Source organism: Euzebyales bacterium (assembly GCA_036374135.1).
GTDB lineage: Bacteria > Actinomycetota > Nitriliruptoria > Euzebyales > JAHELV01 > JAHELV01.
Genome location: DASUUK010000003.1, coordinates 34,388 through 58,893 on the forward strand (window position 1 = coordinate 34,388; position 24,506 = coordinate 58,893).

General features: G+C 71.6%; 25 protein-coding genes. 11 read left to right on the forward strand and 14 right to left on the reverse strand.

Annotated elements, in window-relative coordinates; genetic code table 11:
- Nucleotides 1-22 precede the first annotated feature (22 nt).
- The 5 genes from VFZ70_00415 to VFZ70_00435 all read left to right on the forward strand — a co-directional run bounded on the left by VFZ70_00415 (nt 23) and on the right by VFZ70_00435 (nt 4,969).
- Nucleotides 23-1,513: a patatin-like phospholipase family protein gene (locus VFZ70_00415; GenBank protein ID HEX6254248.1), complete on the forward strand. Its 1,491-nt coding sequence runs from the start codon at nt 23-25 to the stop codon at nt 1,511-1,513.
- 106 nt (nt 1,514-1,619) lie between these two features.
- Nucleotides 1,620-1,916: a hypothetical protein gene (locus tag VFZ70_00420; GenBank protein HEX6254249.1), complete on the forward strand. Its 297-nt coding sequence runs from the start codon at nt 1,620-1,622 to the stop codon at nt 1,914-1,916.
- Nucleotides 1,913-2,581 (forward strand): hypothetical protein, encoded by a 669-nt coding sequence (locus VFZ70_00425; protein ID HEX6254250.1) that lies wholly within the window; start codon nt 1,913-1,915, stop codon nt 2,579-2,581. The genes VFZ70_00420 and VFZ70_00425 overlap by 4 nt, the downstream gene beginning before the upstream one ends.
- Nucleotides 2,582-2,634: 53 nt before the next feature.
- The gene (locus VFZ70_00430; GenBank protein HEX6254251.1) at nt 2,635-3,504 is read left to right on the forward strand and encodes a DUF3097 family protein; all 870 of its coding nucleotides are present in this window, start codon (nt 2,635-2,637) and stop codon (nt 3,502-3,504) included.
- 115 nt (nt 3,505-3,619) lie between these two features.
- Nucleotides 3,620-4,969: a protein kinase gene (locus VFZ70_00435; GenBank protein HEX6254252.1), complete on the forward strand. Its 1,350-nt coding sequence runs from the start codon at nt 3,620-3,622 to the stop codon at nt 4,967-4,969.
- 12 nt (nt 4,970-4,981) lie between these two features.
- Here the strand turns inward: VFZ70_00435 and VFZ70_00440 are convergent, their stop codons facing one another.
- A complete protein-coding gene (locus VFZ70_00440) occupies nt 4,982-6,886 on the reverse strand; it encodes a potassium transporter Kup (GenBank protein ID HEX6254253.1) in 1,905 nt (634 codons plus the stop codon).
- 165 nt (nt 6,887-7,051) lie between these two features.
- On the opposite strand from VFZ70_00440, the gene VFZ70_00445 reads away from it, so the two are divergent.
- Together VFZ70_00445 and VFZ70_00450 are read left to right on the forward strand one after the other, a co-directional pair.
- Nucleotides 7,052-7,570 carry an NUDIX domain-containing protein gene (locus VFZ70_00445; protein HEX6254254.1) on the forward strand — a complete coding sequence of 173 codons (519 nt, stop codon included), beginning with the start codon at nt 7,052-7,054 and terminating at the stop codon, nt 7,568-7,570.
- Complete coding sequence (locus tag VFZ70_00450) at nt 7,567-8,397, forward strand: NTP transferase domain-containing protein (GenBank protein ID HEX6254255.1); 831 nt, start codon at nt 7,567-7,569, stop codon at nt 8,395-8,397. The genes VFZ70_00445 and VFZ70_00450 overlap by 4 nt, the downstream gene beginning before the upstream one ends.
- A gap of 108 nt (nt 8,398-8,505) precedes the next feature.
- Here VFZ70_00450 and VFZ70_00455 read toward each other — a convergent pair whose 3' ends face one another.
- From VFZ70_00455 to VFZ70_00475, 5 genes are all read right to left on the reverse strand, one after another.
- Nucleotides 8,506-9,843 carry a DUF2252 domain-containing protein gene (locus VFZ70_00455; GenBank protein HEX6254256.1) on the reverse strand — a complete coding sequence of 446 codons (1,338 nt, stop codon included), beginning with the start codon at nt 9,841-9,843 and terminating at the stop codon, nt 8,506-8,508.
- 105 nt (nt 9,844-9,948) lie between these two features.
- A complete protein-coding gene (locus VFZ70_00460; GenBank protein ID HEX6254257.1) occupies nt 9,949-11,091 on the reverse strand; it encodes a HAMP domain-containing sensor histidine kinase in 1,143 nt (380 codons plus the stop codon).
- A gap of 43 nt (nt 11,092-11,134) precedes the next feature.
- Nucleotides 11,135-11,836: a response regulator transcription factor gene (locus tag VFZ70_00465; protein ID HEX6254258.1), complete on the reverse strand. Its 702-nt coding sequence runs from the start codon at nt 11,834-11,836 to the stop codon at nt 11,135-11,137.
- Between the two features lies 1 nt (nt 11,837).
- On the reverse strand, nt 11,838-12,311 hold the full coding sequence (locus tag VFZ70_00470; protein HEX6254259.1) for a hypothetical protein: 474 nt from the start codon (nt 12,309-12,311) through the stop codon (nt 11,838-11,840).
- Nucleotides 12,312-12,477: 166 nt separating this feature from the next.
- The gene (locus VFZ70_00475) at nt 12,478-12,873 is read right to left on the reverse strand and encodes a VOC family protein (protein ID HEX6254260.1); all 396 of its coding nucleotides are present in this window, start codon (nt 12,871-12,873) and stop codon (nt 12,478-12,480) included.
- A 189-nt stretch (nt 12,874-13,062) separates the two neighbouring features.
- Between VFZ70_00475 and VFZ70_00480 the strand changes: the two genes are divergently transcribed.
- The gene (locus VFZ70_00480; GenBank protein ID HEX6254261.1) at nt 13,063-13,548 is read left to right on the forward strand and encodes a CHRD domain-containing protein; all 486 of its coding nucleotides are present in this window, start codon (nt 13,063-13,065) and stop codon (nt 13,546-13,548) included.
- Between the two features lie 43 nt (nt 13,549-13,591).
- Here VFZ70_00480 and VFZ70_00485 read toward each other — a convergent pair whose 3' ends face one another.
- From VFZ70_00485 to VFZ70_00495, 3 genes are all read right to left on the reverse strand, one after another.
- A complete protein-coding gene (locus VFZ70_00485; GenBank protein ID HEX6254262.1) occupies nt 13,592-14,611 on the reverse strand; it encodes a S66 peptidase family protein in 1,020 nt (339 codons plus the stop codon).
- Nucleotides 14,612-14,673: 62 nt separating this feature from the next.
- Nucleotides 14,674-15,867 carry a 2,3-bisphosphoglycerate-independent phosphoglycerate mutase gene (locus VFZ70_00490; protein ID HEX6254263.1) on the reverse strand — a complete coding sequence of 398 codons (1,194 nt, stop codon included), beginning with the start codon at nt 15,865-15,867 and terminating at the stop codon, nt 14,674-14,676.
- An 80-nt stretch (nt 15,868-15,947) separates the two neighbouring features.
- Nucleotides 15,948-17,219 carry an MFS transporter gene (locus VFZ70_00495; GenBank protein ID HEX6254264.1) on the reverse strand — a complete coding sequence of 424 codons (1,272 nt, stop codon included), beginning with the start codon at nt 17,217-17,219 and terminating at the stop codon, nt 15,948-15,950.
- Nucleotides 17,220-17,333: 114 nt separating this feature from the next.
- Between VFZ70_00495 and VFZ70_00500 the strand changes: the two genes are divergently transcribed.
- On the forward strand, nt 17,334-17,702 hold the full coding sequence (locus VFZ70_00500) for a metalloregulator ArsR/SmtB family transcription factor (GenBank protein ID HEX6254265.1): 369 nt from the start codon (nt 17,334-17,336) through the stop codon (nt 17,700-17,702).
- A complete protein-coding gene (locus VFZ70_00505) occupies nt 17,689-18,660 on the forward strand; it encodes a cation diffusion facilitator family transporter (protein ID HEX6254266.1) in 972 nt (323 codons plus the stop codon). The genes VFZ70_00500 and VFZ70_00505 overlap by 14 nt, the downstream gene beginning before the upstream one ends.
- Before the next feature lie 76 nt (nt 18,661-18,736).
- Here the strand turns inward: VFZ70_00505 and VFZ70_00510 are convergent, their stop codons facing one another.
- The 3 genes from VFZ70_00510 to VFZ70_00520 all read right to left on the reverse strand — a co-directional run bounded on the left by VFZ70_00510 (nt 18,737) and on the right by VFZ70_00520 (nt 22,201).
- On the reverse strand, nt 18,737-20,128 hold the full coding sequence (locus VFZ70_00510; protein ID HEX6254267.1) for a HAMP domain-containing sensor histidine kinase: 1,392 nt from the start codon (nt 20,126-20,128) through the stop codon (nt 18,737-18,739).
- Nucleotides 20,125-20,805 carry a response regulator transcription factor gene (locus VFZ70_00515; protein HEX6254268.1) on the reverse strand — a complete coding sequence of 227 codons (681 nt, stop codon included), beginning with the start codon at nt 20,803-20,805 and terminating at the stop codon, nt 20,125-20,127. Before VFZ70_00515 ends, VFZ70_00510 begins: the two co-directional genes overlap by 4 nt.
- Nucleotides 20,806-20,929: 124 nt before the next feature.
- Nucleotides 20,930-22,201 (reverse strand): GerMN domain-containing protein, encoded by a 1,272-nt coding sequence (locus VFZ70_00520; protein ID HEX6254269.1) that lies wholly within the window; start codon nt 22,199-22,201, stop codon nt 20,930-20,932.
- A gap of 233 nt (nt 22,202-22,434) precedes the next feature.
- On the opposite strand from VFZ70_00520, the gene VFZ70_00525 reads away from it, so the two are divergent.
- Entirely contained in the window at nt 22,435-23,118 is a 684-nt protein-coding gene (locus VFZ70_00525) for a 5'/3'-nucleotidase SurE (protein ID HEX6254270.1), read from the forward strand.
- Here the strand turns inward: VFZ70_00525 and VFZ70_00530 are convergent.
- Complete coding sequence (locus VFZ70_00530) at nt 23,009-24,007, reverse strand: DMT family transporter (GenBank protein ID HEX6254271.1); 999 nt, start codon at nt 24,005-24,007, stop codon at nt 23,009-23,011. The two genes, VFZ70_00525 and VFZ70_00530, sit on opposite strands and share 110 nt — an antisense overlap.
- A 170-nt stretch (nt 24,008-24,177) precedes the next feature.
- Nucleotides 24,178-24,492 (reverse strand): hypothetical protein, encoded by a 315-nt coding sequence (locus VFZ70_00535; protein HEX6254272.1) that lies wholly within the window; start codon nt 24,490-24,492, stop codon nt 24,178-24,180.
- Nucleotides 24,493-24,506: the final 14 nt, after the last annotated feature.

The following is a 24,506-nucleotide window of genomic DNA, read 5'->3' on the forward strand; positions in this document are numbered from 1 at the left end:
CACCCACGATCGGAGCTCTTCGATGGCTGCCAACGGTGACGGCGGACAGCTGCGGATCTCGGTGTCGCTGTCCGGTGGGGCAAGCCTGGGCGCCTATCACGCCGGGGTGCTCGCAGCGCTCACGACAGCCGTCCAGGCGCTGCCTGACGACGAGCTGCGTCTGGACGCGATCGGTGGCGCGTCCGCCGGCGCGCTGGCATCGATGTTCGCCGCGCACGGTCTGCTCAACGGGCTCGACACCGCCGAGCTGCTCTACCAGGCATGGGTCGAGCAGGTGTCGCTCGAGATGTTGCGCGGCCGCGGATCGGACGCGCCCCTCGGGTTCCGCCAACTGCGGGAGCTGCTGCCGGGGGAGCTCGACGTCGACCGTTGGTCCCGGTCGCCGCACGGACCGCAGGACACACCGATCGGCCTGCATGTCTCGCTCACCGGCCTGCGCGGACTGCGGTTCGATCTCGAGACCGTTGACGGGCGCGTGATGCCGGCGATGACCTACGCCGACTGGGGCGAGTTCGTGCTGCAGCCCCGTGGCGGCGTCGAGCAGCTCCTCACCCCCGAGGGCGCGTCCGTGCTGGACTTCGTGCTGGCGTCCGCGGCGAATCCCGCCGGCTTCGGACCCGAACTGCTCGACCGCACGTACGACCGTGACGCGTTCGCGTCACGGCGGATCGAAGACCTTCCCGGCGACGGACGGCTCTGGTACACCGACGGCAGCAGCATCTCCTCCGAACCGATCGGCCGCGTGCTGTCGCTGCTCGACCGCGTCGACGACGGCGCGCGCGACGCCCGCAGGATCCAACTGATGGTCGACCCACTGTCGGAGATCCCGAAGGACTCGAACGCCTGGACCGCCGACGCCGACCGTCCGACGTGGCTCGAGTCGCTCTCGCGGACGCTGGAGATCATGCCCGAGCAGGTCCTCCACGACGACCTGCGACGTGTGCAGCACGTCAACAACCGCTTCCAACGACTCGACGACCTGGTCGACACGTTGGCACCCCACCTCGGCGAGGGCGCGGTTGCGGCGCTCCATGACGTGTTCGACGACGACGCGCTGCCGGAGCGCGACGCCGACGCAGCGACGGCCCTGCGTGAGGTCGTCAGCCGCGTGGCTGGCCTGCACGGCAAGAGCCCGGTGCACCTGGACTTCGTGTCCCCGCTGCTGGTGGCCGACCGCCACGATCGCGACGTCCCGGGGCTGCTGGCGGGCGAGCTCATGAGCGACTTCGGCGGGTTCGCCGACCGCCGACTGCGGCGCAGCGACTTCGCGCTGGGCTACGAGTGCGTGCTGGCGTGGCTTCCCGAAGGACTGTCGCGCGTCGACGCCGCCGACGACGTCATCGCGACAGCGATCGACGCCGCCGAACGCCACCAGCGCCACCGCTGGGCCGACGTCGAGATGGGCCACGCCGGGATGTCGGACCTGCCCCGCAGCAGCCGCCTGCAACTGCTCCGCCTCGGCGTGCAGACGCTGCGTGTCATCGCCCACGACGTGTGGCGGATGATCCGCTGACGCTGCGGATCACTGCACCCTCGCGTGCGAGCGACCGGTGGCGGGCCGCGGCGCAGGCGTCAGATCGCGACTCGACCGCGTCGACGACCGCGCATAAGCTCTCCGCATGGATCCGCTGCGCGCCGAGGACCCCGCCGAGACGGTGGTGGCGTGGGAAGCCGTCGAGGAACTGCTCGACGTCGTACCGGAGGGCACGGCCAAGGACGTGCTGCGGATGACCGCCGCGGGCTGGTCGGTGGGTGAGATCGCCGCACACCTGGGCATCGACGACGACGCCGTCGAGGTGCACGCCGCACGCGGCCGCATCCGGGTCCTCACAGCGGCGGTCGCCGCCTCGGGTGATGACGCGGGGGATGAGACCCCGCCATCCCCGGAGCACGGTGTCGACGACCGCCGCCGATGACCACGGCCATCTACCTGGAGCATGGCGCGCGGAAGACGTTCGCGTGCGCCGTCGACTGGCCGGGCTGGTGCCGCGTGGCGCAGGGCGACGACGCGGCCATCGCGCTGCTCGCCTCCTATGCCGAGCGCTACGCGGCCGTGGCCGCCGAGGCCGCCTTCGCGTTCCCCCACGCATCTGCGTCCGACGACGTCGTGGGCGACCTCGAGGTGGTCGAGCACGTGCGCGGTTCCGGTGCCACGGACTTCGGCGCCCCGGATGCGATCCCCGACGTGGACCGGCAGCCGTGGGACGCCACGACCGCCCGTCGTCACGCTGATCTGCTGGCGGCCTCGTGGCGCATCTTCGACCGCGTCGTCGCGTCCGCTCCGGCTGAGCTGCGCAAGGGCCCGCGCGGGGGCGGCCGCGACAGGGACGAGATCGCAGAGCACGTCGCCGAGTCCGAGCGCTCCTACGCGCGCCAGCTCGGTGTGCGCTACACACCGACGGGCTTCGCCGAGCCGGGCGCACCGGCCGCGATGCGTGAGGATCTGTACGGCGTGCTCCGCGACAGCCGGACGGCCGATCCCCTGAACGGGACCAGGGGCTGGCCACCACGCTACGCCGCTCGGCGGCTGGCCTGGCACGTGCTCGACCACGCCTGGGAGATCGAGGACAAGTCCAACTGATCGCGACCGCGGATCCCACGGCTCGACGGCCGCGTCCGCTAGCGTCGGCCGACGTGTCGAAGCGCTCCACCCCCAACCACCGCACGGGCGGACCGTCCCCTGACCGCTACGGCGGTGATGTCCTCGCCGCCCGGCGTGCGCGCCGCGACGCCAGACCGCCGGAGATCCCCGCCGAGCCGGGACTGCAGGTCGAGCACCGCGTCACCGGGTTCGCAGGTCAGGTGGTCGCCGTCGACGGATCCGCGATCACCCTGCGCGACCTGCGTGGCCGCCAGCGCCACTTCCCCCTGAGTCCCGGAGCGTTCCGGATCGACGGTCGCGCCGTGACGCTGGTGCGACCGCGGCCGGCCCCGACCTCCGCGACATCGCCCTTGACGGCGTCGGGATCGGTGGCGACGCCGCGGTCGGCGCCCCGAGTGGCACGCGCCAGCCGGATCTACGTCGAGGGCACCCACGACGCCGAACTGCTCGAGAAGGTGTGGGGCGACGATCTGCGCGACGCCGGCGTCGTGGTCGAGCCACTCGGTGGCATCGACGACCTCGCCGATGCCGTGCGCGCCTTCGGGCCGGCACCGCAGCGTCGGCTCGGCGTGCTGGTCGACCACCTGGTGCCCGGCACGAAGGAGCATCGCATCGCGGCGGCGATCACCCATCCGCAGGTGCTGATCACCGGGCATCCCTACGTCGACGTCTGGGAGGGCGTGCGGCCACGCACGCTCGGCATGACGGCCTGGCCGACCGTGCCGCCAGGCCAGGCGTGGAAGGAGGGCGTCTGCCGCGCCCTTCGTGTCGACGCCGATCCGCCCGCGTTCTGGCGTCGCCTGCTCCGCTCGATCAACAGCTACGCGGACCTGGAGCCGGCCCTGGTCGGGGCGGTCGAGCAACTGCTCGACTTCGTTGCTCCCCCACCCTCCACAGACTGACCGGCACCAGCGGCCCCGACCCTTTGCCGCGACCATGCACGTCGCGCATCATGTTGGGTAGGCACTGGTCGTCCGGCGCCGGACCGCGCCGGACGTCGGCGGAGAGGACGGACACATGCCGGTCCAGAACGCGGGACCCGCCCGGGCGGCGACCGTGCTGGCGCGCAGGTACCGCGTGGACGCCCGGATCGCCGCGGGCGGGATGGGCACCGTCCACCGCGGCTGGGACGTGCGGTTGGACCGCGCGGTGGCCGTCAAGTTGCTGCACCCCCACCTGGCCGAGGACGACGAGGTGCGCGCGCGGTTCCACGCGGAGGCGCGTCACGCCGCGCGCGTCCGCCACCCGAACGTCGTGGCGGTCCTGGACGCCGACGAGCACGATGACCAGCCGTTCATCGTCATGGAGCTCGTCGACGGGCCGTCGCTGCGCGAGCAGCTGGTCCGGCGGGCGCGTCTGTCGCCAGCGATGCTGCTCGATGAGCTGACCGGTGTGTGCGCGGGGCTCGGGGCCGTCCACGCCGTCGACCTCGTGCACCGCGACGTCAAGCCTGAGAACCTCCTGCACGACCCCGAGGGACGGGTCCGCGTGGCCGACTTCGGCATCGCGCGTGCGCTCGACTCGACGAGTCTGACGCCCGCCGGCACGTTGCTGGGCAGCGTGCAGTACATGGCGCCCGAAGTCGTGCTGGGGTCGGCGGCGACGGCGGCCAGCGACCAGTACTCGGTGGGCATCATCGCATTCGAGGCGCTGACAGGCGAGACGCCCCTACCGGCGGAGGTCCCGATGGCGGTCGCGCTGCGCCACGCCCGCGAACAGGTCCCGGCGCCGAGCGCCGTCCTGCCCGCCATCACCCCGGCCGTGGACCACGTCGTGACCACCGCGACGGCCAGGGACCCCGACGACCGGTTCGCGTCACTGGACGCGCTGCTCACGGAACTGCGTGCCGCGGTCGGATCGACCGGAACCTCTGACGATGCGTGGCCACCGCGCGTGCGGACTGCGGCGCTGCGCACGCCCCACACAGCGACCGGCCGACGGTCGGCCGGGCCGGGGCGGCAGCCCGCTCCACAGCGCTGGGATGAGGCGGGCGGTGCCCGTCAGCCGGTGCACCACCCGGATCAGCACGAGCCGCGTGCGCAGCCCGTTGCGGCACACGCGCGCCGCCGCGCACGCAGACGTGGCGCGCCCGCCGCTGATGACCACCGCAACCCGGCGGGTGCGGCACCCGCGCCGGCACCCCTGCAGCGCCCGATCTACGTCCGCGCACGGATGAGTGCCCTGGCGCTCGTGGCGCTGGCGTTCACCCTGTTCGAGGCCGGCATGATCGGAGCGCCGCTGCTGGGCGTGCTCGCGCTGCGACGCATCGACCGGTCGCACGGCGCCCTGCGCGGTGAGGCCGTCGCCGCCCTGGCGATCGTGATCGGGCTGCTGCGTCTGGCGGGACGGGTGGTCGCGCAGGCGTGACGGCGGCCGCCGTCAGATGTCGACCGGGCTTCCGATCTCGATCACCCGCTGCAGTGGCAGGTGGAACAGTTGCGTGACGTTCGAGGCGTTGCGGTTCATCACGACGAACAGGCGCTCTCGCCACAGGGGCATGCCGGGCCGGTCGGTCGCGTGCACGTCCTCGTGCCCGACGACGTAGGTGATGTCGTCGTCATCGAACCCCGTGCGATGGAAGACCTTCCGCTTCAGGGCCTCGGGCACGTCGAACTGGTCGCGGAACCCGTAGCGCAGGGTGACACGCGCGAACCCCTTATCGAGGCGCTCGACCTTCGCCCGACGGGCCCACGGCACGTGCGCTGCACCGGCGAGGTGCACGTGCAGCAGCACGATGCGCTCGTGCAGCGCATTGTTGTGACGGAGGTTGACCAGCAACGACGCCGGGATCTGGGCGGGGTCCGCGGTCAGGTAGTAGGCGGTGCCCGGCACGCGCGGGGTGTTGGGATCGAGCCGCCCGATGAAGCCGTCGACGGGTACCAGGCCCTTGCGTTGCCGCGCACCGACGACGGACCGTCCCCGGCGCCATGTCGTGATCAGCGTGTAGACCACCGCGCCGACCACGAGTGGGAACCAGCCCCCGTCCGGGATCTTGAACATGTTGCCGACGAAGAAGGCGAGATCGACGACGAGGAAGCCGGCACACAGCGCCAGCGTCCGACGGGGTGACCACCCGAACTGCTCGCGCGCGACCACGTAGAACAGCAGCGTCGTGACCACCATGGTCGTGGTGACGGCGACACCGTAGGCGGCCGCAAGGCCGCTGGACGTCCGGAACCCCAGCACCAGGCCGATGCAGGCGATCATCAGCGTCCAGTTCATCCCGGGGATGTAGACCTGCCCCTCCTGCTCCTCGGACGTGTGACGGACGCGCAACCGCGGCAGGTAGCCCATCTGTACGGCCTGCATGCTCAGCGAGAAGACACCGCTGATGAGCGCCTGCGACGCGATGACCGTCGCAATGGTCGCGAGCACGACCAGCGGCACCGTCGCCCACCCGGGGGCCAGGCGATAGAACGGGTTGTCGATCGCCTCCGGACGATCAAGCAGCAGCGCACCCTGGCCGAAGTAGTTGAGCACGAGCCCGGGGAGCACGACAGCGAACCATGCGGCCTGGATGGGCCGGCGTCCGAAGTGGCCCATGTCGGCGTACAACGCCTCGCCGCCGGTGACGACCAGGAACACCGATCCGAGCACGAGCACGCCGGTGAAGCCGTTGGCAGCGAAGAACGCCACGCCATAGGTGGGGCTGACCGCCGCCAGCACCGAAGGATGGGCCACGATGCCCGCGACGCCGAGGATCGCGAGTGTGGCGAACCACACGACCATGACCGGACCGAACACGGCGCCCACCGCACCGGTTCCCCGCCGCTGGAACGCGAACAGGCCGACGAGGATGGCGACGGCCATCGGGATGATCAGCGGGTCGAGCGCATCGGTCGCGACCGAGACCCCCTCGACGGCCGAGAGCACCGAGATCGCCGGGGTGATCATGCCGTCGCCGTACAGCAGCGCCGTGCCGAACAGGCCGACCAGAACCAGCGCCCGCCGCCGACCCTTGCCGTGGTAGTCGCCCGACCGTGGCACGAGCGCCGTCAGCGCGAGGATGCCGCCCTCACCATCGTGGTCGGCGCGCATCACGAAGACCAGGTACTTGATCGAGATCACGATGATCAGCGACCACAGGATCAGCGACAGCACTCCGAGGACGTTGGCGGGGTCGGGTTCGATCGCACGTTCGGCGAACGACTCCCGGAACGCGTACAGCGGGCTCGTGCCGATGTCGCCGTAGACCACGCCCAACGCGCCCAGCGACAGCGTCGCCAGACGCTTCGCCCGGTCCCGGCTGTCCTCAGGCAGGGCGACCTGAGATCTGTTGACCACGCCCATGTCGACGTCCGACCTCCGACGTGCCACGCACGTGGCGCGACAGATCTACCCCAGCCTGACACGTCCACGCCTGCTGCGATGGATGCGTCGCCGCCCGCCGCCGTCGGCCATAGGCTGTCGCTCCATGTCTTCAGCCGAGATCCCAGACAGGGCACGGCCATGACACCGTCGCGTGGCCTGGCCTGGCGCGCCTACACCGTGGTGCTCACGGTCTTCCGCCGGCTGCCTCCACCGGTCCGGCGGATGCTGGTACGCAGCGGCACGCCGAGCTTCACGGTAGGAGCCGTCTGTGCCATCGATCACGACGGTCGGTACCTGGTGCTGCGCCAGCCACACCGACCCGGGTGGAGCCTGCCCGGCGGCCTGCTGGATCGCGGAGAGTCGGCGGCCGAGGGTGTCGAGCGTGAGGTCCGCGAGGAGACGGGCCTGCGCGTCGAGGTCGGCCTGCCGCTCAGCGTGAAGGTGAACGCCCGTGTCCGCCGCGTGGACGTGATCTACCGGATCGCGGTCGACGAGCGACCGTCGGTCATTGTGGGAGGCGAGGCGCGGGAGGCCAGCTGGCTGCCACCGGACCAGGTGCTCGTCGGCGCTGACGGACCGACCCGCGAGATCATGGATCTGCTGGGACGGGTCGGAGTCGCCGGTGCGACGGACGGCAGGGTCGTGGGCGCCGCGTGACCGATCTCGTCGGCATCGCGCTCGCCGCGGGCGCCGGTACGCGGCTACGGCCACTCACCGAGTTGCGCCCGAAGGCGTTGTGCCCTGTCGGCAACGTCGCCCTGGTAGACCGCGCCCTTGAGCACCTGCGCGGCTGGACCGACGACGTCGCCGTCAACTGCCACCACCTCGCCGATCAGATCGTGACCCACGTCGGCGCCACGGCCCATCTGTCCGTCGAGCGTCCCCGCGCACTGGGTACGGCCGGCGCGCTGGGGCAGCTGGGCGCGTGGATCGACGGTCGTGACGTCCTGCTGGTCAACGCGGACGCCTACCTCACGGCGCCGACCGGGGGCGGGACGCTCGACCGCCTGATGGCCGGTTGGGACCGCCAGCGCTGCCGGCTGCTGGTCACCCCGACCGACGGGGGCGGCGACTTCGTCCACGACGGCGCGCCGGTCCGCTACGTGGGTGTGTGCCTGTTGCCGTGGGCGTCGGTGTCGAAGCTGCGAGCGGAACCGACCGGCCTGTACGAGGTCCTGTGGCGCCCCGAACTGGCGGCGGGCCGCCTGGATCTCGTCGGCCACCTCGGCACCGCCATCGACTGCGGCACACCGTCGGACTATCTCCGGGCCAACCTGCACGCGTCCGGTGGCGCCTCCGTGATCGGCGAGGGCGCCACCGTCGACGGCGACGTCGAGCGCTGCGTGGTGTGGCCTGGCGCGACGGTGTCGGCCGAGGAGCACCTGGTCGAGTGCATCCGCGCCGGGTCGGCAGCCGAGCCGATGACGGTCTCCGCGCCGTTGGGCGATGCGCCCACGCCGGCGGGTGACGGCGCCACCCGGTAGCGCACGTCCGCGAGCCTCCCACCCTCCGATCCCGCTGGTCGACGGGGCGACGTCGCGGGTGTAGCGACCGCCGACGTCGATGCACGGCGACACGAGTTGTGCACGTCGTCAGGCGTCCGTGGTCGGCGCCACGTCGGTGAACGCACCGTGCCGGAACGCGTCGACGAACAGCTGGTGGTCGGTGCGCACCTGCTCGGCGTAGCCGCGGGCGAAGTCGGTGAGCTCGTCGGTCAGTCCGTCGACGTCGTCGTGCACCCCCGCGCTGATGACGTCCTCCACGCTGACGTTGACGAGATCGGTGTCGCTGTCGTCGTCGGCGACGCAGTGGATCTTGGCGGTGGCGCGACCGAGCTGGTCGACCACCGTCGCCATCTCCTCGGGGGTGTTGAGCTCGTCCCATTCGAGGTCGAGCTCGTAGGGCGAGTACTCGCTGACGACGCAGCCCTGACCGTCGAGGTCGGTCCATCCGAGGTACCGGTCGGCGTGCGCCTGCAACGCCCGTTGCGAGACAGCGGTTCGGTGCCCGTGATGCTCGAAGTGGTCGCGGATCTGCTCGTCGTCGACCACCTTCCCGAGCGCCGCGGCGTTGGCCTGCTTGATCGACAGGACGACGTCGTTGCCGACTGCCTGGCTCGACCCCTCGATCAGCACGTTGTACATCGGTAGTCCCGCACTGCCGATGCCGATGCCGGCCTTGCGCACGACGTCGAGCACAGCGAAGCGCACCCGCACGTCCCGCTTGCTGTCGGGGATCGTCTCCTTGTAGTACTCGAACGCGTCGAGCACGCGCGTGCGGTCCTCGTCCTCCAACGTGGCGACCGACGAGTGGTCGGCGAAGCGGCGCTGGTAGTTCTCGACGATCGTCCCGAGATCCAGGATCGTCGCCCGGGTCCGCAGCTTGGCCTGCTGCAGCGTGTGCAGCACGGCGCCCTGCGCGTTGTCGAGCGTCAGTGCCCACTCGGTGTCGTCGTGGACGTCGACGTAGTGGTTGACCTGGTCGACGTAGCACCGCACGTAGTGGGCGACCAGATCATCGATCACATCATCGGGCAGCGCCTTCAGCCAGCACACCAGCGCGAGGCTGGCGACGAACCGCCGCAGGTCCCACGTCCACGGCCCGAGGTAGGCCTCATCGAAGTCGTTGACGTCGAACACGAGCCGGCCGTCGGCGTCCATGTACGTCCCGAAGTTCTCGCAGTGCAGATCGCCCTGGATCCAGACGCGATCGCCGTGCTCGGCCATCCACCGGCCGTCGCGGCCGCCGAACGATCCCTCGGGTCCGAGGTCGGTGAAGAACAGGATCGCCGAACCGCGGTAGAACGCGAACGGGTCGCGCGCCATCTTGCGGAACCGCGTGCGGAACGCGTCGGGCGCCGCGGCCATCCGTTCCGAGAACATCGACTGCAGCGTGTCCACGATCATCTCGGAGCGCTGGTCATCGGCCACGGGCGGCATCCTCTCGCACGGGGGACGGGTCCTGTGGACCCTTCCCGCAGCGGCGGCGCCTGACCCCCCGTCGCCGGCCTGTGCTCGGTGGACCGGACCTGGCCGTCACCCGCCCGGCAGTGTGATCCGCATGGTGGTGCCCGCGGGTGAGGTCTCGGCGATGTCGAGCGTTCCTCCGTGCGCCGCGACGAGGTCACGGCTGATGGTAAGCCCCAACCCCGTGCCCGACGACCCGGCGCCCTTGTGGAAGCGTTCGAACACCAGATCGACCTGGTCGGTGGGGATGCCGACGCCGGTGTCGCGGACGTCGAGCACCACGCCCCCGGCCCCCTCACGGACCACGACGGTGACGTCACCACCCGGGGGTGTCGCTCCGATGGCGTTGCCGACCAGGTTCGACACGACCTGGTGGATCCGCGCCCGATCGACGTCGATCACCGGCACGGGCACGGCGTCGACCCGCAGCTGCACCTCCTCGTCGATGGCGACACGCGCGAGGTGGTCGACCGCGTCCCGTGCCACCTCCCCGATGTCGCTCGGCTCACGGTGGAGCACGAGTGCCCCGGACTCGGCCAGGCTCAACGTCCGCAGGTCGTCGAGCAGCCGTTCCACGACGGCGATGTCGTCCAGCAGCTGGCGCAGGTGGTCGGGGTCGACCGGCCGCACGCCGTCGACCATCGCCTCGAGGTCGCCGCGAAGGACGGTCAGCGGCGTCCGCAGCTCGTGACCGACGTCCGCCAGCAGCTGGCGACGCTGCTCGTCGGCCGCCTGGAGTCTGGCCGCCATGCGGTTGAACGAGGCGAGCACGGGTCGCGTGAGCACCGGGCCCGTCGCGTCGACCCGCGTGTCGTAGTCGCCATCGGCCAACCGCCCGGCGGCACCGATCAGCCGGCGGATGGGCGCCCATGTCCTCCACAGCACCGTCGCTGCGCCGGCGACGAGGACCGCCATGACGATCCACACCGCCGCGACCGCCAGCGCCCCGTCGGCGCCGCCGATCGTGGACGCCACCACCAGCCCCAGGAAGACCGGCGCGGCGAGGACGAGCAGCACGACCGCCAGCAGCTTGCGCCCGACCCGCCGCCCGAAGGCCGCCCATTCCTGGCTGCCGGGGCCGTGGCGCGGCGGCCACGGCTCACCGTCGGGCCACCACGGTGGTGGCTGACCGCTGCGCCACGGCGGCCCGCCACGCCGCGCCTCGTGCCACGGACCGCCCCGGAGCCGCTGCCCGTGACCGCCGTCGTCCATGGACCACCGCGGCCTCGACGGTCCGTTCCGGTCACCGTCGCGATCACGCATCGCTGAACCGGTAGCCGACGCCGTGGACGGTCTGGACGTACCGCGGTCGGCGGGGATCGGGCTCCAGCTTGCGCCGGATGTTCTTGACGTGCGCGTCGACCGCCCGTTCGTAGGTCTCGAACGCGACCCCGTGCACCGCGTCGAGCAGCTGCGCCCGCGTGAACACACGGCCGGGCTGGGCCGCCAGCGTGGCGACCAGCTCGAACTCGGTGGGGGTCAGGTCGACCTCGTCACCGCCCACTGTGACCCGCATCTTCGGGCGGTCGACGACGACCGCGCCGACACGCAGCACACGGGTGTCGGGGTCCGCCATGTCGACGCGTCGGAGCACCGCGCGCAGCCGCGCGACCAGCTCGCGGGGGCTGAACGGCTTGGTGACGTAGTCGTCCGCACCGAGCTCGAGCCCCACGATCCGGTCGGACTCCTCGGTGCGGGCGGTCAGGATGATGATCGGCACGTTCGAGGCCGCGCGCAGCTCGCGTGTGACGTCGAGGCCATCCATGCCGGGCAGGCCGAGGTCGAGCACGATCGCGTCGAGCGCGTGGTCGCGGGCCGCCTGCAGCGCGCCGGGCCCGTCGGACGCCTCGACGACCGAGAAGCCCGCCTGGCGCAGGTAGTCGCGCACCAGGCGGGTGATCCTCAGCTCGTCGTCGACCACGAGGACGGTCGCCATGCCGGCCATTGTGGCCGACATGTCAGATGACGTCGCGGTTGTCGGTGTCGTCGCGCGTGGGGTCGGGGACCTCACGGTCGATGTCCATGCGTGCGTGGGCCTTGAGGTGCCAGTCCTCCGCGCGCTGCTCGAACCATGCGCGCGGGTCGCGGACCTCGTCGCGGTCGTCACTGTCGCCCGTGTCACGTCCCCGGGGACCGTCCGACCACGGCGGCGCCCAGGGATCGCCGGACCAGCCGTGCCGGCCGGGGCCGTTCCCGCGGTGCGGGCCGTGGTGGTGACCGTGCCGGCCGGAGCCCCTCCCCCAGAACGCCCGGGCGATGAACCCGAACAGCAGGAAGAAGAACGCCAGCTTGAGCAGCATGAAGAACGGCCACATGACCGCGGCGCCGACCGACGCCGCTCCCGCGGTCGCCGCGCCACCGAACATCATCGCACCGAGCACGAACGCTCCGAAGCCGACCAGCGCCACGGGTGCGAATCCACTGCGTCCCATCGTTGCCTCCTCTCGGGACCGGTGGTCCCTCGTCGTTGTGTGAGGCAATGGTCGCCAGCAGATGTGGAGGACCTGTGAACGCCGTGGGGAGGTTTCCGCCACCACCGCCGAGCTGAGCACAGCACCCCGGGTTGCGCCCACACCGGCGACCGGGCGCCCCGGGTGCTCAGGTCAGTTCGCTGATCTCCAGCAGGTGGCCGTCGGGGTCGCGGAAGAACGCGCGGATCTCGCCGCCGCGATCGACCGGTTCGGTCAGGAAGTCCGCGCCGCGGCCGTGTAGCAGCTCGTACGTCGCGCGACAGTCGGTGACGCGGAAGATCAGCTCCGCACTCACGCGGTCCGGGTCCGCCGGTGGTGCGAACGTCACGCCCGGCTTGTCCGGCGTCGGTCCCGCACCCGTGACGAGCAGCAACCAGTTGCCGAGCAGGTCGAGCACCACCGACGTGCCGCCGTACTCTCCGTACACCGTCGCGTCGAGCACGTTCACGTACCAGTCCCGACCGGCCTGCGCGTCGGCGACGACGAACATGTGCGTCATGGCCGAGGCGGAGAACGCATCCATCACACCGCACGATACCGGACCGCCCGGGACCGGTGCGGCGCCGTGGCCGGCCGGGACGGGCTGTGACGGCGCCAGATCGATTTGAACTGCGGCGTCACTCTGTGCGTAGTCTTCCACACAACGGCGCCGCCCCTCGGGCTCCCGTCCGGCGGGAGCGGCGCACATCGGTACGCGAACGAGGGGCACGCGATGCGACGGATCAGACTGCTCGTCCTGGTGATGATGATGACCCTGGCTGGCATCGCCTCACCGGCCAGCGCCGCACCGGAGAACTTCACGACCCACCTGACCGGCGCCGAAGAGGTGCCTGCCGTCGATACCGACGCCCAGGGACAGGCGATCTTCCAGGTCGACGACGACGGTGACGCGATCTCCTACCGGCTCAACGTGGCGAACATCTCCGACGTGCTGATGGCCCATCTGCACCTGGGTGAGGCTGGCGCCAACGGCGGTATCGTCGTGTGGCTGTATCCGGATGGACCGCCACCGCAGCTCATCCCAGGACGCACGCAGGGCACGTTGGCGACCGGGACGATCACGGCTGACGATCTCGTGGGCGACCTCGCGGGTGCCGGCCTCGACGCGCTGATCGAGGCGATGCGCGCCGGTGAGATCTACGTGAACGTCCACACGCTGAGCTCGCCGGGCGGAGAGATCCGCGGCCAGATCGACTGACGTCGGGGATCTACTGACCCGGCGCGCGGCCGCGCCTGCCGGGTCAGTAGGTGAGCAGGCGCAGTCCGATGTCGTCGCCGTCGACGCGCACCTCGATCTCACCGCCGATGGGAAGGGTGAACATCGGCGACGTGTGGCCGTAGTCGGCGTTGGCCACGATCGGCAGCCCACGCAGCGCCGGGATGTCGGTGATGCGGGTCAGCAGTTCGCGGGTCATGTGGCTGTCGCGCTGGAAGCGGCCGATGACGACGCCGCGCACCTGCGTACCCACGTGCGCGAGGTGCTGCAGCAGCGCGTGGAGCAGACGGTCGAAGTGGTGTGGCTGCGACTCGAAGTCGTCCTCGAGGACCAGCACGCACGCCTCGAGGTCCGGCATGTGCGGCGTGCCGGGCAGCAATGACAGCGTCGCCAGGTTCGCGCCGATGATGCGACCGGTCACCACGCCGTCACCACCGAGCGACCACCAGCCGTCGTTGCGCTGCGGATGGCGGTCATCCTGGTCGAGGAACCAGGCGTCGTCGGTCCACTCCGCCGCCGGCCACAGCGCGAGCGGGCCGTCGTGGCCGCCGGCACCCGGCGCGAACACGGTGCGACGGAACCAGTCGAACGTGTCCGCGAAGTGATCACGCATCCCGAAGCTCGACCAGTGCGGACCTGAGTAGGTGAGCATCCCGGTGTGGGCCAGCAGCGCGTGGTTCAACGCCGTGATGTCGCTGTAGCCGCAGAAGACCTTCGGGTTGGCACCGATCAGGTCCCAGTCGAGGTGCTCGAGCAACTGGTTGCTGTTGAAGCCGCCGATGACCGTGAGGATCCCGGCGACGTCGGGGTCGGCGAAGGCGTCGTGCAGGTCCGCGATCCGGGAGGACACGGCCGAGGAGTCGAACGCGTCATGTTCGTCGACGCGCGCACCGAAGGTGATCTCGAGCCCGAGCGACCGCAGGCGGTCGTTGGTCGCGTCGTGCCCTGCGCGTCCGATGATGCCGCGACTGCGCGAGGGGGCGATCACACGCACCTGGTCGCCGTCGCGCAGCTTGCGCGGTCGTTGCAGTTCGGGCAGTGCCATGCGACCCCCTCCGCGTCGCGCACGTCGGCGGGACCGGAAGGCCCGTCGCCGACGTCACCGCGTCACGCGCCGTACTTCTCGAGCTTGCCGGCGCTGGCCAGCATGATCGGCATGAGGTCCATCGTCGGACGCTGACCCAGCAGCCCGCCGGCGCACGCGCGCTCCCCGAAGCTCGCCACGTCGTCGCGTCCGACGTGAGGACCCCACAGCAGCGTCGGCACCGGGTGCCAGGAGTGTCCCGACAGCTGCGTGGGCGACGAGTGGTCACCGGTGACCGCGATCACGTCGGGCTGGAGGGCGACCAGGTCGGGGACGATGGCGTCGAGCTCCTCGATGGCCGCGACCTTCTCGTCGCGCTTGCCGTCGTGGCCGGCCTCGTCGGTCTTCTTGTGGTGCATGAAGAAGTAGTCGTAGTCGTTCCAGTGCTCGCGGAGCGACTCCACCTGCCCGTCGAGGCCGGAGGGCTTGGGCAGCGTGTCCATGCCGCACAGCTTGGCGACACCGCGGTACATCGGGTAGATCGCGACAGTCGCGGCGCGCAGCCTGTAGCGGTCAGCGAAGCTCGGAAGATCGTGGTGCGTGTCGAACCCTCGCAGCAGCAACGCGTCGGCCCCGTCCTGATCGGCGAGCGCGTCGCGGATCGCGCTGTCGACGTTGCGCAGCACGTCCGCGGTGTGTTCGGCAGCGGGGTCGAGCGGCGCAGGATCCTTCGGCGGTACGCCGGTCTTCTGGGGGTCGAGGTCGGCGATGCGGTGGTCGAGCCCGTCCCCGCGGACCACGCACAGCACCCGGTGCGACGAGATGTGCCGGAACGTCACCTCGACGCCATCGACTCTGACCTCGTCGTTGAGCACATCGGTCAGTGCCTGCGCCTTGTCGTCGGCGATGCGCCCCGCACGGCGGTCCGTGACGTTGCCGTCGTCGTCGAGCAGGCACAGGTTGCCGCGCGCGGCGATGTCGCCGGGCTGCAGGTCGAACTCGACGCCGGTGGCCGACAGCACGCCGCGGCCGAGCTCGTACTCGGTCGGGTCGTAACCGAACAGAGCGAGGTGACCGGGACCGGAGCCCGCGGTGATGCCGGGGCCCGTCGGCAGGGTGAGACCGACGATGCCCTCGGCGGCCAGCCGGTCGAGGTTGGGGGACTCGGCCTGCTCGAGCTCGCTGTCGAACTGCGCGTCGGCGTATCCACCGAGTCCGTCCATGACGACGAGAAGGATGTGGCAGGTGGCGTCGTTGAGAAGTGACTGCAGGTTCATGACAGGTCCGATCGGCCGAACGGTTGGGCGCTGTTTGGAAGTCGTTCCCACTGGGCGGCCCAGCGAACGTGGTGGGTGGCTCAGTCGCGGCGGCCCGGCAGCAGCCCCGACAGTGCGGCAGCGGCCAGCGCGCAGAGCAGAACCAGGCCGAGCCCCCACCGCAGGCCCGCATCGTCGGCGACGACGCCGATGAGCGGCGGCACGATCAGGAAGCTCAACCTGGCGATCCACGACGCGATCGCGATGCCGTCCGCACTGCGGACGCCGGGGATGTCGCCGGCGGCGGCGAACCCCAGCGGGAACAGTGTCGCCACACCCAGACCGGCCAGTCCGAAACCAGCGATCACGACGGCCGGCACCGGTCCCGCCGCAGCTGCGAGCATGCCGACGGCGGCCAGCAGAGAGCCGGTCCGGGCCACGCGCGCCGCGCCGAAACGGTCGACGAACCGGTCGCCGGTCACGCGACCCACGACCATCAGCGTCTGTGCGGCGACGAAGCCGAGGCCGGCCACGAAGGGTCCGGCCCCGAGCGTCTCGCGCAGGTGCACGGCGGCCCAGGACGCGGCCGAGTCCTCGACCGCGCCACCCATGGTGGGCAGCGCGGCCAACCCGAGCAGCAGCCAGGGCGCGGTGCGCAGCGCCTGGAGCACGCCCCGGCCCCCGTGTCCGTCGGCGGCGGGCTCGGGTTCCGGCGGCGGACCGGCGACCGGGTTCGGCGACGCCCCGGTCTGCGCCGTCCGCTCCGTCTCCTCGTGGCCGGGCAGCTGCCAGCGTGCCGACACCAGCAGCACGACGGTGAGCAGGAGCGCGACACCGGTCAGGTGAGCGACCCGCGGGACGTCGAGCCCGACCGCCGTGGCACCGATCAGGCCGCCGGCCACGGCGCCCGCGCTCCACAGCGCGTGGAAGCTGTTGATGATGCTGCGGCCGTAGCGCCGCTGGACCCGCAGCGCATGTGCGTTCATCGCGGCGTCGGTCACCGCGTCGGCCGCGCCCATCGCGAACAGCGAGCCCGCGAATGCCAGCCAGGTCGGTGCCACGGCCACCAACGGCATCGTCGCCGTACCGAGCACCGCACACACGGTCGCCGTCCGCCCCGATCCGAAGCGGGCGGTCAGTGCGCCCGCGGCGGCGCCGAGCGCCAGCCCACCCAGCGGTCCGGCGGCCCACCCGACGCCGAATGCGGTGTTGGTGAGATCCAGCTCGCTCTTGATGGCCGGAAGCCACGGCACGACGTTGGCGATGATCAGGCCGTTGACGCAGAACAGCACCGCCACGGACAGCCGGGCACGCCGGACGACGTCGTCGGGCACCGACGACGTCGGCGGGGGGAGGAACGAGTGGGTCGCCATACGACCACGGCAGTCTGACATCGCCGGGCGTGCGCGGCCGCGGGCACGGGCCCGAGGATGCGCCAACAGCCGCTAACATGTGAGGATCTGTTCATACGATCTGGTGGCGATGTCATGCAGCAGCACGCCACGCTCCGGCCACCGCCGGGCACCGACCACGAACTGGTCGCGGCCGTGCTGCGCGACCAACCCGACGACGATCAGATCGGCCGTCTGGCCGACGTCTTCGCGCTGCTGGGCGATCCCGGCCGGCTGCGGCTGCTCGCCGCGCTGCTCAGCAGCGACGAGCTCTGCGTGACAGACCTGGCCGTGGTCAGTGGGCTGAGCGAGTCGGCGACGTCGCACGCTCTGCGGCTGTTGCGCGCCCACACCGTCGTCCGTGCCCGACGGGTGGGTCGCCACGTGCACTACTCGCTCCGGGACGGGCACGTCCGGACCCTGCTGGCGACCGCGATCGACCACGTGACGCATGACCGTGGGTAGGTACCACGAGGTTCCTCGGCGGACCGCGGACCGGGATCTGTCACGGCGCCGTGACCGTGCGCTGTGGATCGCGCTGGTGCTCAACGGCGGCTTCATGGTCGCCGAGCTCGTCGGCGGTCTGGTGTTCAGCTCGCTGGCACTGCTGGCCGACGCGGCCCACATGCTGTCGGACGCGGCCGGTCTGGCGATCGCGCTCGTCGCGCAACGCCTGGTCGACCGCCCGGCGTCCGTGCGGCACACGTACGGCATGCAGCGGGCCGAGGTGCTGGGAGCGCAGGCCAACGGCGTGCTGCTGCTGGCCACCGCCGGCTGGATCCTGTTCGAGGGCGCCCGTCGCATCGGGGATCCACCGGACGTCGCCGGCACCGGCGTGCTGATCGTCGCCGTGCTGGGTCTGGCCGTCAACGTCGGCAGCGCCGTCATGCTGGCGCGCGCGTCCGGTCGCAGCCTGAACATGCGCGGCGCCTACACCCACATGCTGGCCGACGCGGCGGGATCGGTCGGCGTCATCGTGGCCGCGGTCGCCGTGATCGCCTTCGGCGCGAACTGGGTCGACCCGGCCGCGTCGATCATCATCGGGCTGTTGGTGATCCGGACCTCCTGGGGGCTGCTGCGCGACACCACCCACGTGCTGCTCGAGGGCGCCCCCGACTCGATCGACGCCGCCGAGGTGGAGCAGTGGCTGGGGATGGCAGCGGGCGTGGCATCGGTGCATCACATCCACCTGTGGCATCTGACGTCGGAGACCACGGCGCTGTCGGCACACGTCGTGCTGGAGGGTCGTCCGAGCCTGCACCAGGCCCAGGCCCACGGCGACATCCTCAAGGACCAACTTGCCGAGCGCTTCGCGATCGCCCACACCACGCTGGAGCTCGAGTGCCATCAGTGCGAACCCGAGCCGGCGGACGTCGTGTCAGCCGTCGAACCGCCGCAGCCGCAGGGAGTGGAGCGCGACTGAGACGCTCGAGAACGCCATCGCCACTCCGCCACGCGTCCGGTCGGTGAACCCCACTCGGGTGGGTGGAACCTATGGATCACGCCGCCGCGCGACGGGGCAGGCGGAGGGTGAACGTGGTCCCGTCGCCCTGCTGGCTGACCACCGTCAGCTCGCCGCCGTGCAACCGCGCGTTCTCCCGGGCGATCGCCAGCCCGAGCCCCGTGCCCCCCGCACTGCGCGACCGGTCGACCTTGTAGAAGCGCTCGAAGATGCGCTGCAGGTGATGCGGCGCGATGCCGTCACCGTGGTCGGTCACGTCGACGCACACGTCGTCGCCGGACGACCGGACGGTCACGACGACCGGCGGGCCCCCGTACGTCCGAGCGTTGCCGACGAGGTTGCCGATGATCGCATCCAGACGACGCGCATCCATCAGCACGGTGACGCCGTCGTCGTCGCCGCGGACCTGGACGTCGCCGTCCCACCCCCGCGAGCGCAACGCGCCGGCGATCCCCCGCGTCACGTCGACCCGTTCCAGGGTCACCTCCGCCGCCCCGGCATCCATGCGCGAGATCTCCATGAGGTCCTCGACCAGCGCGGCGAGCCGCCGGCTCTCGACCACGACCAGCCGTGCCGCGCGACGTCCGGCGTCGGTGAGGCCGTCGGTGTTGGCCTCCAGCACCTCGCACGCGGTCGTGAGCGCCGTCAGCGGCGTCCGCAGCTCGTGTGAGACGTCCGAGACGAAGCGGCGCTGCCCGGCCTCCAGCTCCCGCAGCTCGCCGATGTTGCGGCGCAGTGCCGCCGTCATCGCGTTGAACGCGCGGGCGAGCTCGGCCAGCTCGTCGTCGCCCTCGACCTCCAGGCGCGCGTCGAGGTCACCCGCGGCGACCGAACGCACGGCCGCCCGGGTGCGCGCGATGGGACGCAGCAGACCGGACGCGGCGGCCGCACCGACCGCGGCCGACACGACGACGAGCGCGCCGCTGGTCGCGGCGAGCACCGCGGCCAGACGCGACAGGTCCTGGCCGGTCCGCTGCTGCGGGAAGAACAGGTACAGCTCCGGCCCGGTGGGCACCACCGCGCCGCCGACCACGATGACCGGCTCACCGCCAGCGGTCGTCCGCTGCGCCACGACGCGGCCGTTGGCGACCGGTCCACGCACGACGTCGGGCACCTGCGCCGCCGTGAACCGTGGCGCGGTCGTGAGCGTCCTGTCGCCCAGCGTGGCGACCACCTCGGCGGTGCTGCGTGCCCTGACCTGCGTGAGGAACCGGCGCAGCTGTGGCGCCGTCGGCTCGAGCGGGAGCGTGGCGGCCGCGTCCTCCAGGTGGACGCGCGCCTCGCGTGACGCCTGCTCGATGTTCGACCGCCACGTGTCGCCTCGCACGATCGCGAATGAGATGCCGGCGACGGCGACAGCGACCAGCGCGGAGACCATCGCGAAGGTCAGGGTCAGCCGGGCGCGCAGACCCAGCGGACGTCTGCTCACCGGGGCGTCACCAGCTTGTAGCCGACGCCCCGGACCGTCTGGATCAGTGTGGGCTCGGCCGGATCCGGCTCGATCTTCGCGCGCAGGCGCTGGACGCAGACGTCGACCAGACGCGAGTCCCCGAGGTACTCGTACTCCCACACCCGTTCGAGCAGCAGTTGCCGCGTGAACACCTGCCCGGGGCGGGCCGACAGCTCGAGCAGCAGGCGCAGCTCGGTCGGCGTGAGGTGGACCTCCTCGCCTGCCTTCTCGACGACCATGCCCGTCGGATCGATCGTGACGTCGTCGAACCGGCGCACGCCCTCGTCCGGCGCACCGGCGCCCCGCCGTAGCACCGCCTTGATGCGCGCGAGCAGCACCCGCATCTCGAACGGCTTCGTCACGTAGTCGTCCGCGCCTGACTCGAGGCCGAGCACGACGTCGATCGGGTCGCTGCGGGCGGTCAGCATGATGATCGGCACACGGTCGGTGCGGCGGATCTCGCGGCAGACCTCCAGGCCGTCGCGACCCGGCAGCATCACGTCGAGCAGCACCAGGTCGGGGCGCCGCTGCCGCCACTGCTCGATCGCCGCATCACCCGTGGCGGCCGTGCCGACGCGGTGTCCGTAGCTGGACAGCGCGAGGGCGACCGCCTCGCTTGTCGAGGGGTCGTCTTCGACGAGCAGGATGTCGGCCACGGGCTGCATCATTGCAGCTTCGCCGCCGCTGGTCGGTGGTGCCTCCCCGGACGCGGGAGCGGGCCGGTGCCCGGCCACCGCAGTGGCCGGGCACGGCTCTCCCACCGGTGCAGGCACGTGCAGCTCAGGGCGAGATGCGCGACGACCGGTGCAACGCCCCACGCATCGCGCCACGGGTCGCCGCGTTCACGGTACCGGTGACCCGCACACCCTCGGCGCGTTGGAGCACCCGGGTCGCGCGGCGCGCGTTGTAGCCGAAGTAGCCGTCGATCGGCAGCGGGCGCTGGGGCGGCCTGGCGCTGCTGGCGAAGTGACCGTGCTGGACCGTGTTCAGCTGCACCTTCCAGTCGCGAACGTCGGCGCCACGCATGCCGCGTCGCAGCGTGCGGACCCGTGCGCCATGCTTGACGTCGATGACGATCCGCGTCGGGCCGGCGAGCTCGATCACCCGGAAGCCGGTCCGGCCACGCAGGCCGGCACCGAAGGTCGACTGGCCCTCGAACTGCCCGCCGTAGCGCACGGTGCGCAGTGTCGGCAGCTTCGGGGTCAACGACGCCGGGCTGAACAACCGGGGGAAGCCGATCTCGTCGAGGTCGATGGTGCGGGCCTGCAGATCGATCTGCAGCGCAGTGTTGGCATTGGTGGCGATCGGCCGGCCGCTGCCACCCTGCCGCGCCACGGCGGCGTAGCGGATGGTGTAGGCGGGGCGTCCGCCGTCGAACTCGAACACCATGCGGTCGTAGCCGTCATGGCGCGCGGCGCGGATGGTGCGCAGCGTCGCCTCGGCACCGCTCGTGCGCCGGACCATCGACCGGTTGGTCAACGCCGATCGCGTGCCACCGACGGGTGCGACGACAGGCACGCCACGACCGAGCCACTCGTAGAACGTCGCCTCGCTGCCATTGATCGAGTAGCGGGCGGTGTCGACGGTCGGGAACTGCGTGGCGGTCGCGTTGAGCTGCGACAGCAGGCTGGTCGATCCGCATGCCGTCGACGCGTTGGGTATCACCTCGCGCAGGTCGCCGAAGTCGATGCGCGCGGTCCCATCGCGCAGGCTGACCGACCGCAGCATGCCCGCCGTCTCCGACGAGAACGCTGTGGCCAGAGGTCGGCTCGCCGCCTCCTCCTCGGTCGGTCCCTTCAACAACTCCTCCATCGCGCCGGTCAGGACCGCAGGTGCCTCAACGGTGCGGCTGAACCGCGCCAGCACGTCGCACTCGCTGCCCGACGGCGTGAAGTACACGTTGACGCGCACGGTGTGGTCCGACGCCCTGGCCGAGCCGACCGGGACCAGCACGGTCAGCAGCGTCAGGATCGCGAGCCACACGAGTGCGCCGCGTCCGCCGCGACGGCGTGGGTCGACGCCCGGTGCCGCCGCCGATGTCGTGATGGTCATGATCGCCCTCCGCGTCGATGGATCGCACGCGCCGCGATCCAGGTGTCGCACCGGTCCGCCGGGGGTCCGATGCCGTCAGGTAGAGGATGGGACGGCAGGTTCGCAGCCGGTTCGCGACCGGGTAACCGTTGCGTAACGACTGACGCGGCCGGTCGCCACGGCCGACCGGTGCCGGGTGCCAGACTGGCCGCCCGGGTCCCCCGAGGGGAACGGAGCACCGCACGATGCGCCGCATGCTGCTGACCAACGACGACGGCGTGGACTCTCCGGCGCTCGTGCCGCTCGCCCGCACGCTGGCCGGCAGGGGCGACGTCACCGTGGTCGTGCCGGACCGCCAGCGGTCGTGGATCGGCAAGGCGCTGTCGCGCACCGGTGAGGTCGCGCTGGCCACGACCCGGCGCGGCGACGTGCCCATCACGACGTGCACCGGCTACCCGGCCGACGCGACCCAGCTCGGTGTGCATCAGGTGTGCGACGAACGGCCGGACGTGCTGGTGTCGGGCATCAACCTGGGTCTCAACCACGGGTCGGCGTTCCCGCTGTCGTCGGGCACCGTCGGCGCCGCCATCGAGGGATGGATCACCGGCGTCCCGGCGATCGCGTTCTCGACCGGTGTCGACGGGGACGGTTACCGCGCGTGGCGCCCCCAGATCAGTTCACCTCCCACGGCCGACGCGTGGGTACGCCTGGCCGAGGCCCGCGCGACGCCTGAAGGTCCACGTCGGGATGACTCGGTGATCGCGCTCCGCTCCGACGGACGTCGCCACGGACGCCGCCGATGCTGGCCGACGCCGCGGTCGGGTCAGCTCACGCCGGCCGGTTCGCGGGCGCGGGGACGCCCCCGACCAGGGGGTCGTGGCGCTGCACGATGCCGACCCCGCGGTTGCCCCGTCGCGCGCGCAGCGCCAGGACCGTGATCGTGGCGACCAGGACACCGGCGCCGAGCCACTGTGTGGGCGTCAACGTCGAACCGAACACGACCGCGCCGAGCGTGATGGCCGTCACCGGGAACGTGAGCTCGGCGATCGTCGCGGCCGACGCCGGTGTCGTCCGCAGGCCGCGGTAGTACAGCAGCAGCGCGGCGAGCCCGGGGATGAGGGCGAGCAACAGCAACGGTCCCAGCTGGTCGGAGCCGACGACCAGCGCCGCGGGACCGCCGGTCCACACGGCGATGACCGCTGCCGCGGGCAGGCCGAACACGAACCGCATGGCCGTCAGCTCCACGAAGGGGATGCCGGTCGCCAGACCACGGCCGAGGACCGTCCCGAGACCCCACAGCGTGGCGGCACCGACCGCCAGCGCACCTGCAGCGGCGGCCGGCGCAGTGATCCCGGCGGGATCGGCGAACGTGATGAGCCACGCCCCGCCCAGCCCGCCGACCAGGAACAGCCAGTAGCGCGGCGTCAACCGTTCCCCCAACAGGACGTGTGCGCCGGCGACGGCGATCAGCGGCTGCAGCTTCTGCAGCAGCAGCGGCGTGACCGGGTCGCCGAACCGGAAGGCGGCCGTGAACAGCATCGTCGCGACCGCCGAGGCGCCGATGCCGATCACAGCCACGGCGACGCGATCCCGGGACGGCAGGGTCCGCCACGTCCGCGAGGTCCGGCCGAGCACCGGGATCAGCAGCAGCACGACGATCGCGTGCTCCCAGGCGACCACCACCGATGGCGCGAGCTCCAGCGCGAGCCCCTGACGGAACAACCCGTCGGTGCCCCACAGCGCGGCGGCCAGACCGACCAGCACGACGCCAGGAAGCGTGGCGCCGGCGACCCGTGACGTCGTGCCCTGTGTACCCGTCTGCTCCACGTCGCGCGCTCCTGTCACCGGCAGCCGCCAGCGCCGTCCGTCGTCACGACCAGTCTGTCCGACGAGCGGCGACTTGGCGGCGAGCACGCTCCGCAGATGTCGGACATCGCGGTGGCGCGTGCGCGTGGAGTCGTTCTGCCGGGGTGGCCTCCGCGTTCCCCGGCCCGGTGTCACTGACCGAGCTCGCTGGCCAGCGTCTCGGGATCGATCAGTCCACCGGCCGCCGCCAGCGCACCCGCCGTGGTCACCGCGCGATCGTAGACGGCCGCGAAGTAGTGCTCGGCCGCCATCTCGTGGCCGGGCAGCGGCGGCGGCCCCAGCGACCGTGGCACCGCGGCCGGGTCGGTCGTCATGCGAACGTCGCCGTGCGAGTCGGGCAGCACGGACGAGCCGCCCCAGAAGCTGACGTCCATGCGCTGCTGGCGGTTGCGGTTGCGCTGTCCGCCCGAACGGTTCCGTCGTCGGCGGCTCCTGCTCCGAGTCATGATGTGTGCCTACC

Coding starts and splice junctions, on each gene's coding strand:
- VFZ70_00415 (HEX6254248.1), top strand. CDS start 23: ATGGCTGCCAACGGTGACGGCGGACAGCTGCGGATCTCGGTGTCGCTG.
- VFZ70_00420 (HEX6254249.1), top strand. CDS start 1,620: ATGGATCCGCTGCGCGCCGAGGACCCCGCCGAGACGGTGGTGGCGTGG.
- VFZ70_00425 (HEX6254250.1), top strand. CDS start 1,913: ATGACCACGGCCATCTACCTGGAGCATGGCGCGCGGAAGACGTTCGCG.
- VFZ70_00435 (HEX6254252.1), top strand. CDS start 3,620: ATGCCGGTCCAGAACGCGGGACCCGCCCGGGCGGCGACCGTGCTGGCG.
- VFZ70_00445 (HEX6254254.1), top strand. CDS start 7,052: ATGACACCGTCGCGTGGCCTGGCCTGGCGCGCCTACACCGTGGTGCTC.
- VFZ70_00460 (HEX6254257.1), bottom strand. CDS start 11,091: ATGGACGACGGCGGTCACGGGCAGCGGCTCCGGGGCGGTCCGTGGCAC.
- VFZ70_00465 (HEX6254258.1), bottom strand. CDS start 11,836: ATGTCGGCCACAATGGCCGGCATGGCGACCGTCCTCGTGGTCGACGAC.
- VFZ70_00470 (HEX6254259.1), bottom strand. CDS start 12,311: ATGGGACGCAGTGGATTCGCACCCGTGGCGCTGGTCGGCTTCGGAGCG.
- VFZ70_00475 (HEX6254260.1), bottom strand. CDS start 12,873: ATGGATGCGTTCTCCGCCTCGGCCATGACGCACATGTTCGTCGTCGCC.
- VFZ70_00480 (HEX6254261.1), top strand. CDS start 13,063: ATGCGACGGATCAGACTGCTCGTCCTGGTGATGATGATGACCCTGGCT.
- VFZ70_00485 (HEX6254262.1), bottom strand. CDS start 14,611: ATGGCACTGCCCGAACTGCAACGACCGCGCAAGCTGCGCGACGGCGAC.
- VFZ70_00490 (HEX6254263.1), bottom strand. CDS start 15,867: ATGAACCTGCAGTCACTTCTCAACGACGCCACCTGCCACATCCTTCTC.
- VFZ70_00495 (HEX6254264.1), bottom strand. CDS start 17,219: ATGGCGACCCACTCGTTCCTCCCCCCGCCGACGTCGTCGGTGCCCGAC.
- VFZ70_00500 (HEX6254265.1), top strand. CDS start 17,334: ATGCAGCAGCACGCCACGCTCCGGCCACCGCCGGGCACCGACCACGAA.
- VFZ70_00505 (HEX6254266.1), top strand. CDS start 17,689: ATGACCGTGGGTAGGTACCACGAGGTTCCTCGGCGGACCGCGGACCGG.
- VFZ70_00520 (HEX6254269.1), bottom strand. CDS start 22,201: ATGACCATCACGACATCGGCGGCGGCACCGGGCGTCGACCCACGCCGT.
- VFZ70_00525 (HEX6254270.1), top strand. CDS start 22,435: ATGCTGCTGACCAACGACGACGGCGTGGACTCTCCGGCGCTCGTGCCG.
- VFZ70_00535 (HEX6254272.1), bottom strand. CDS start 24,492: ATGACTCGGAGCAGGAGCCGCCGACGACGGAACCGTTCGGGCGGACAG.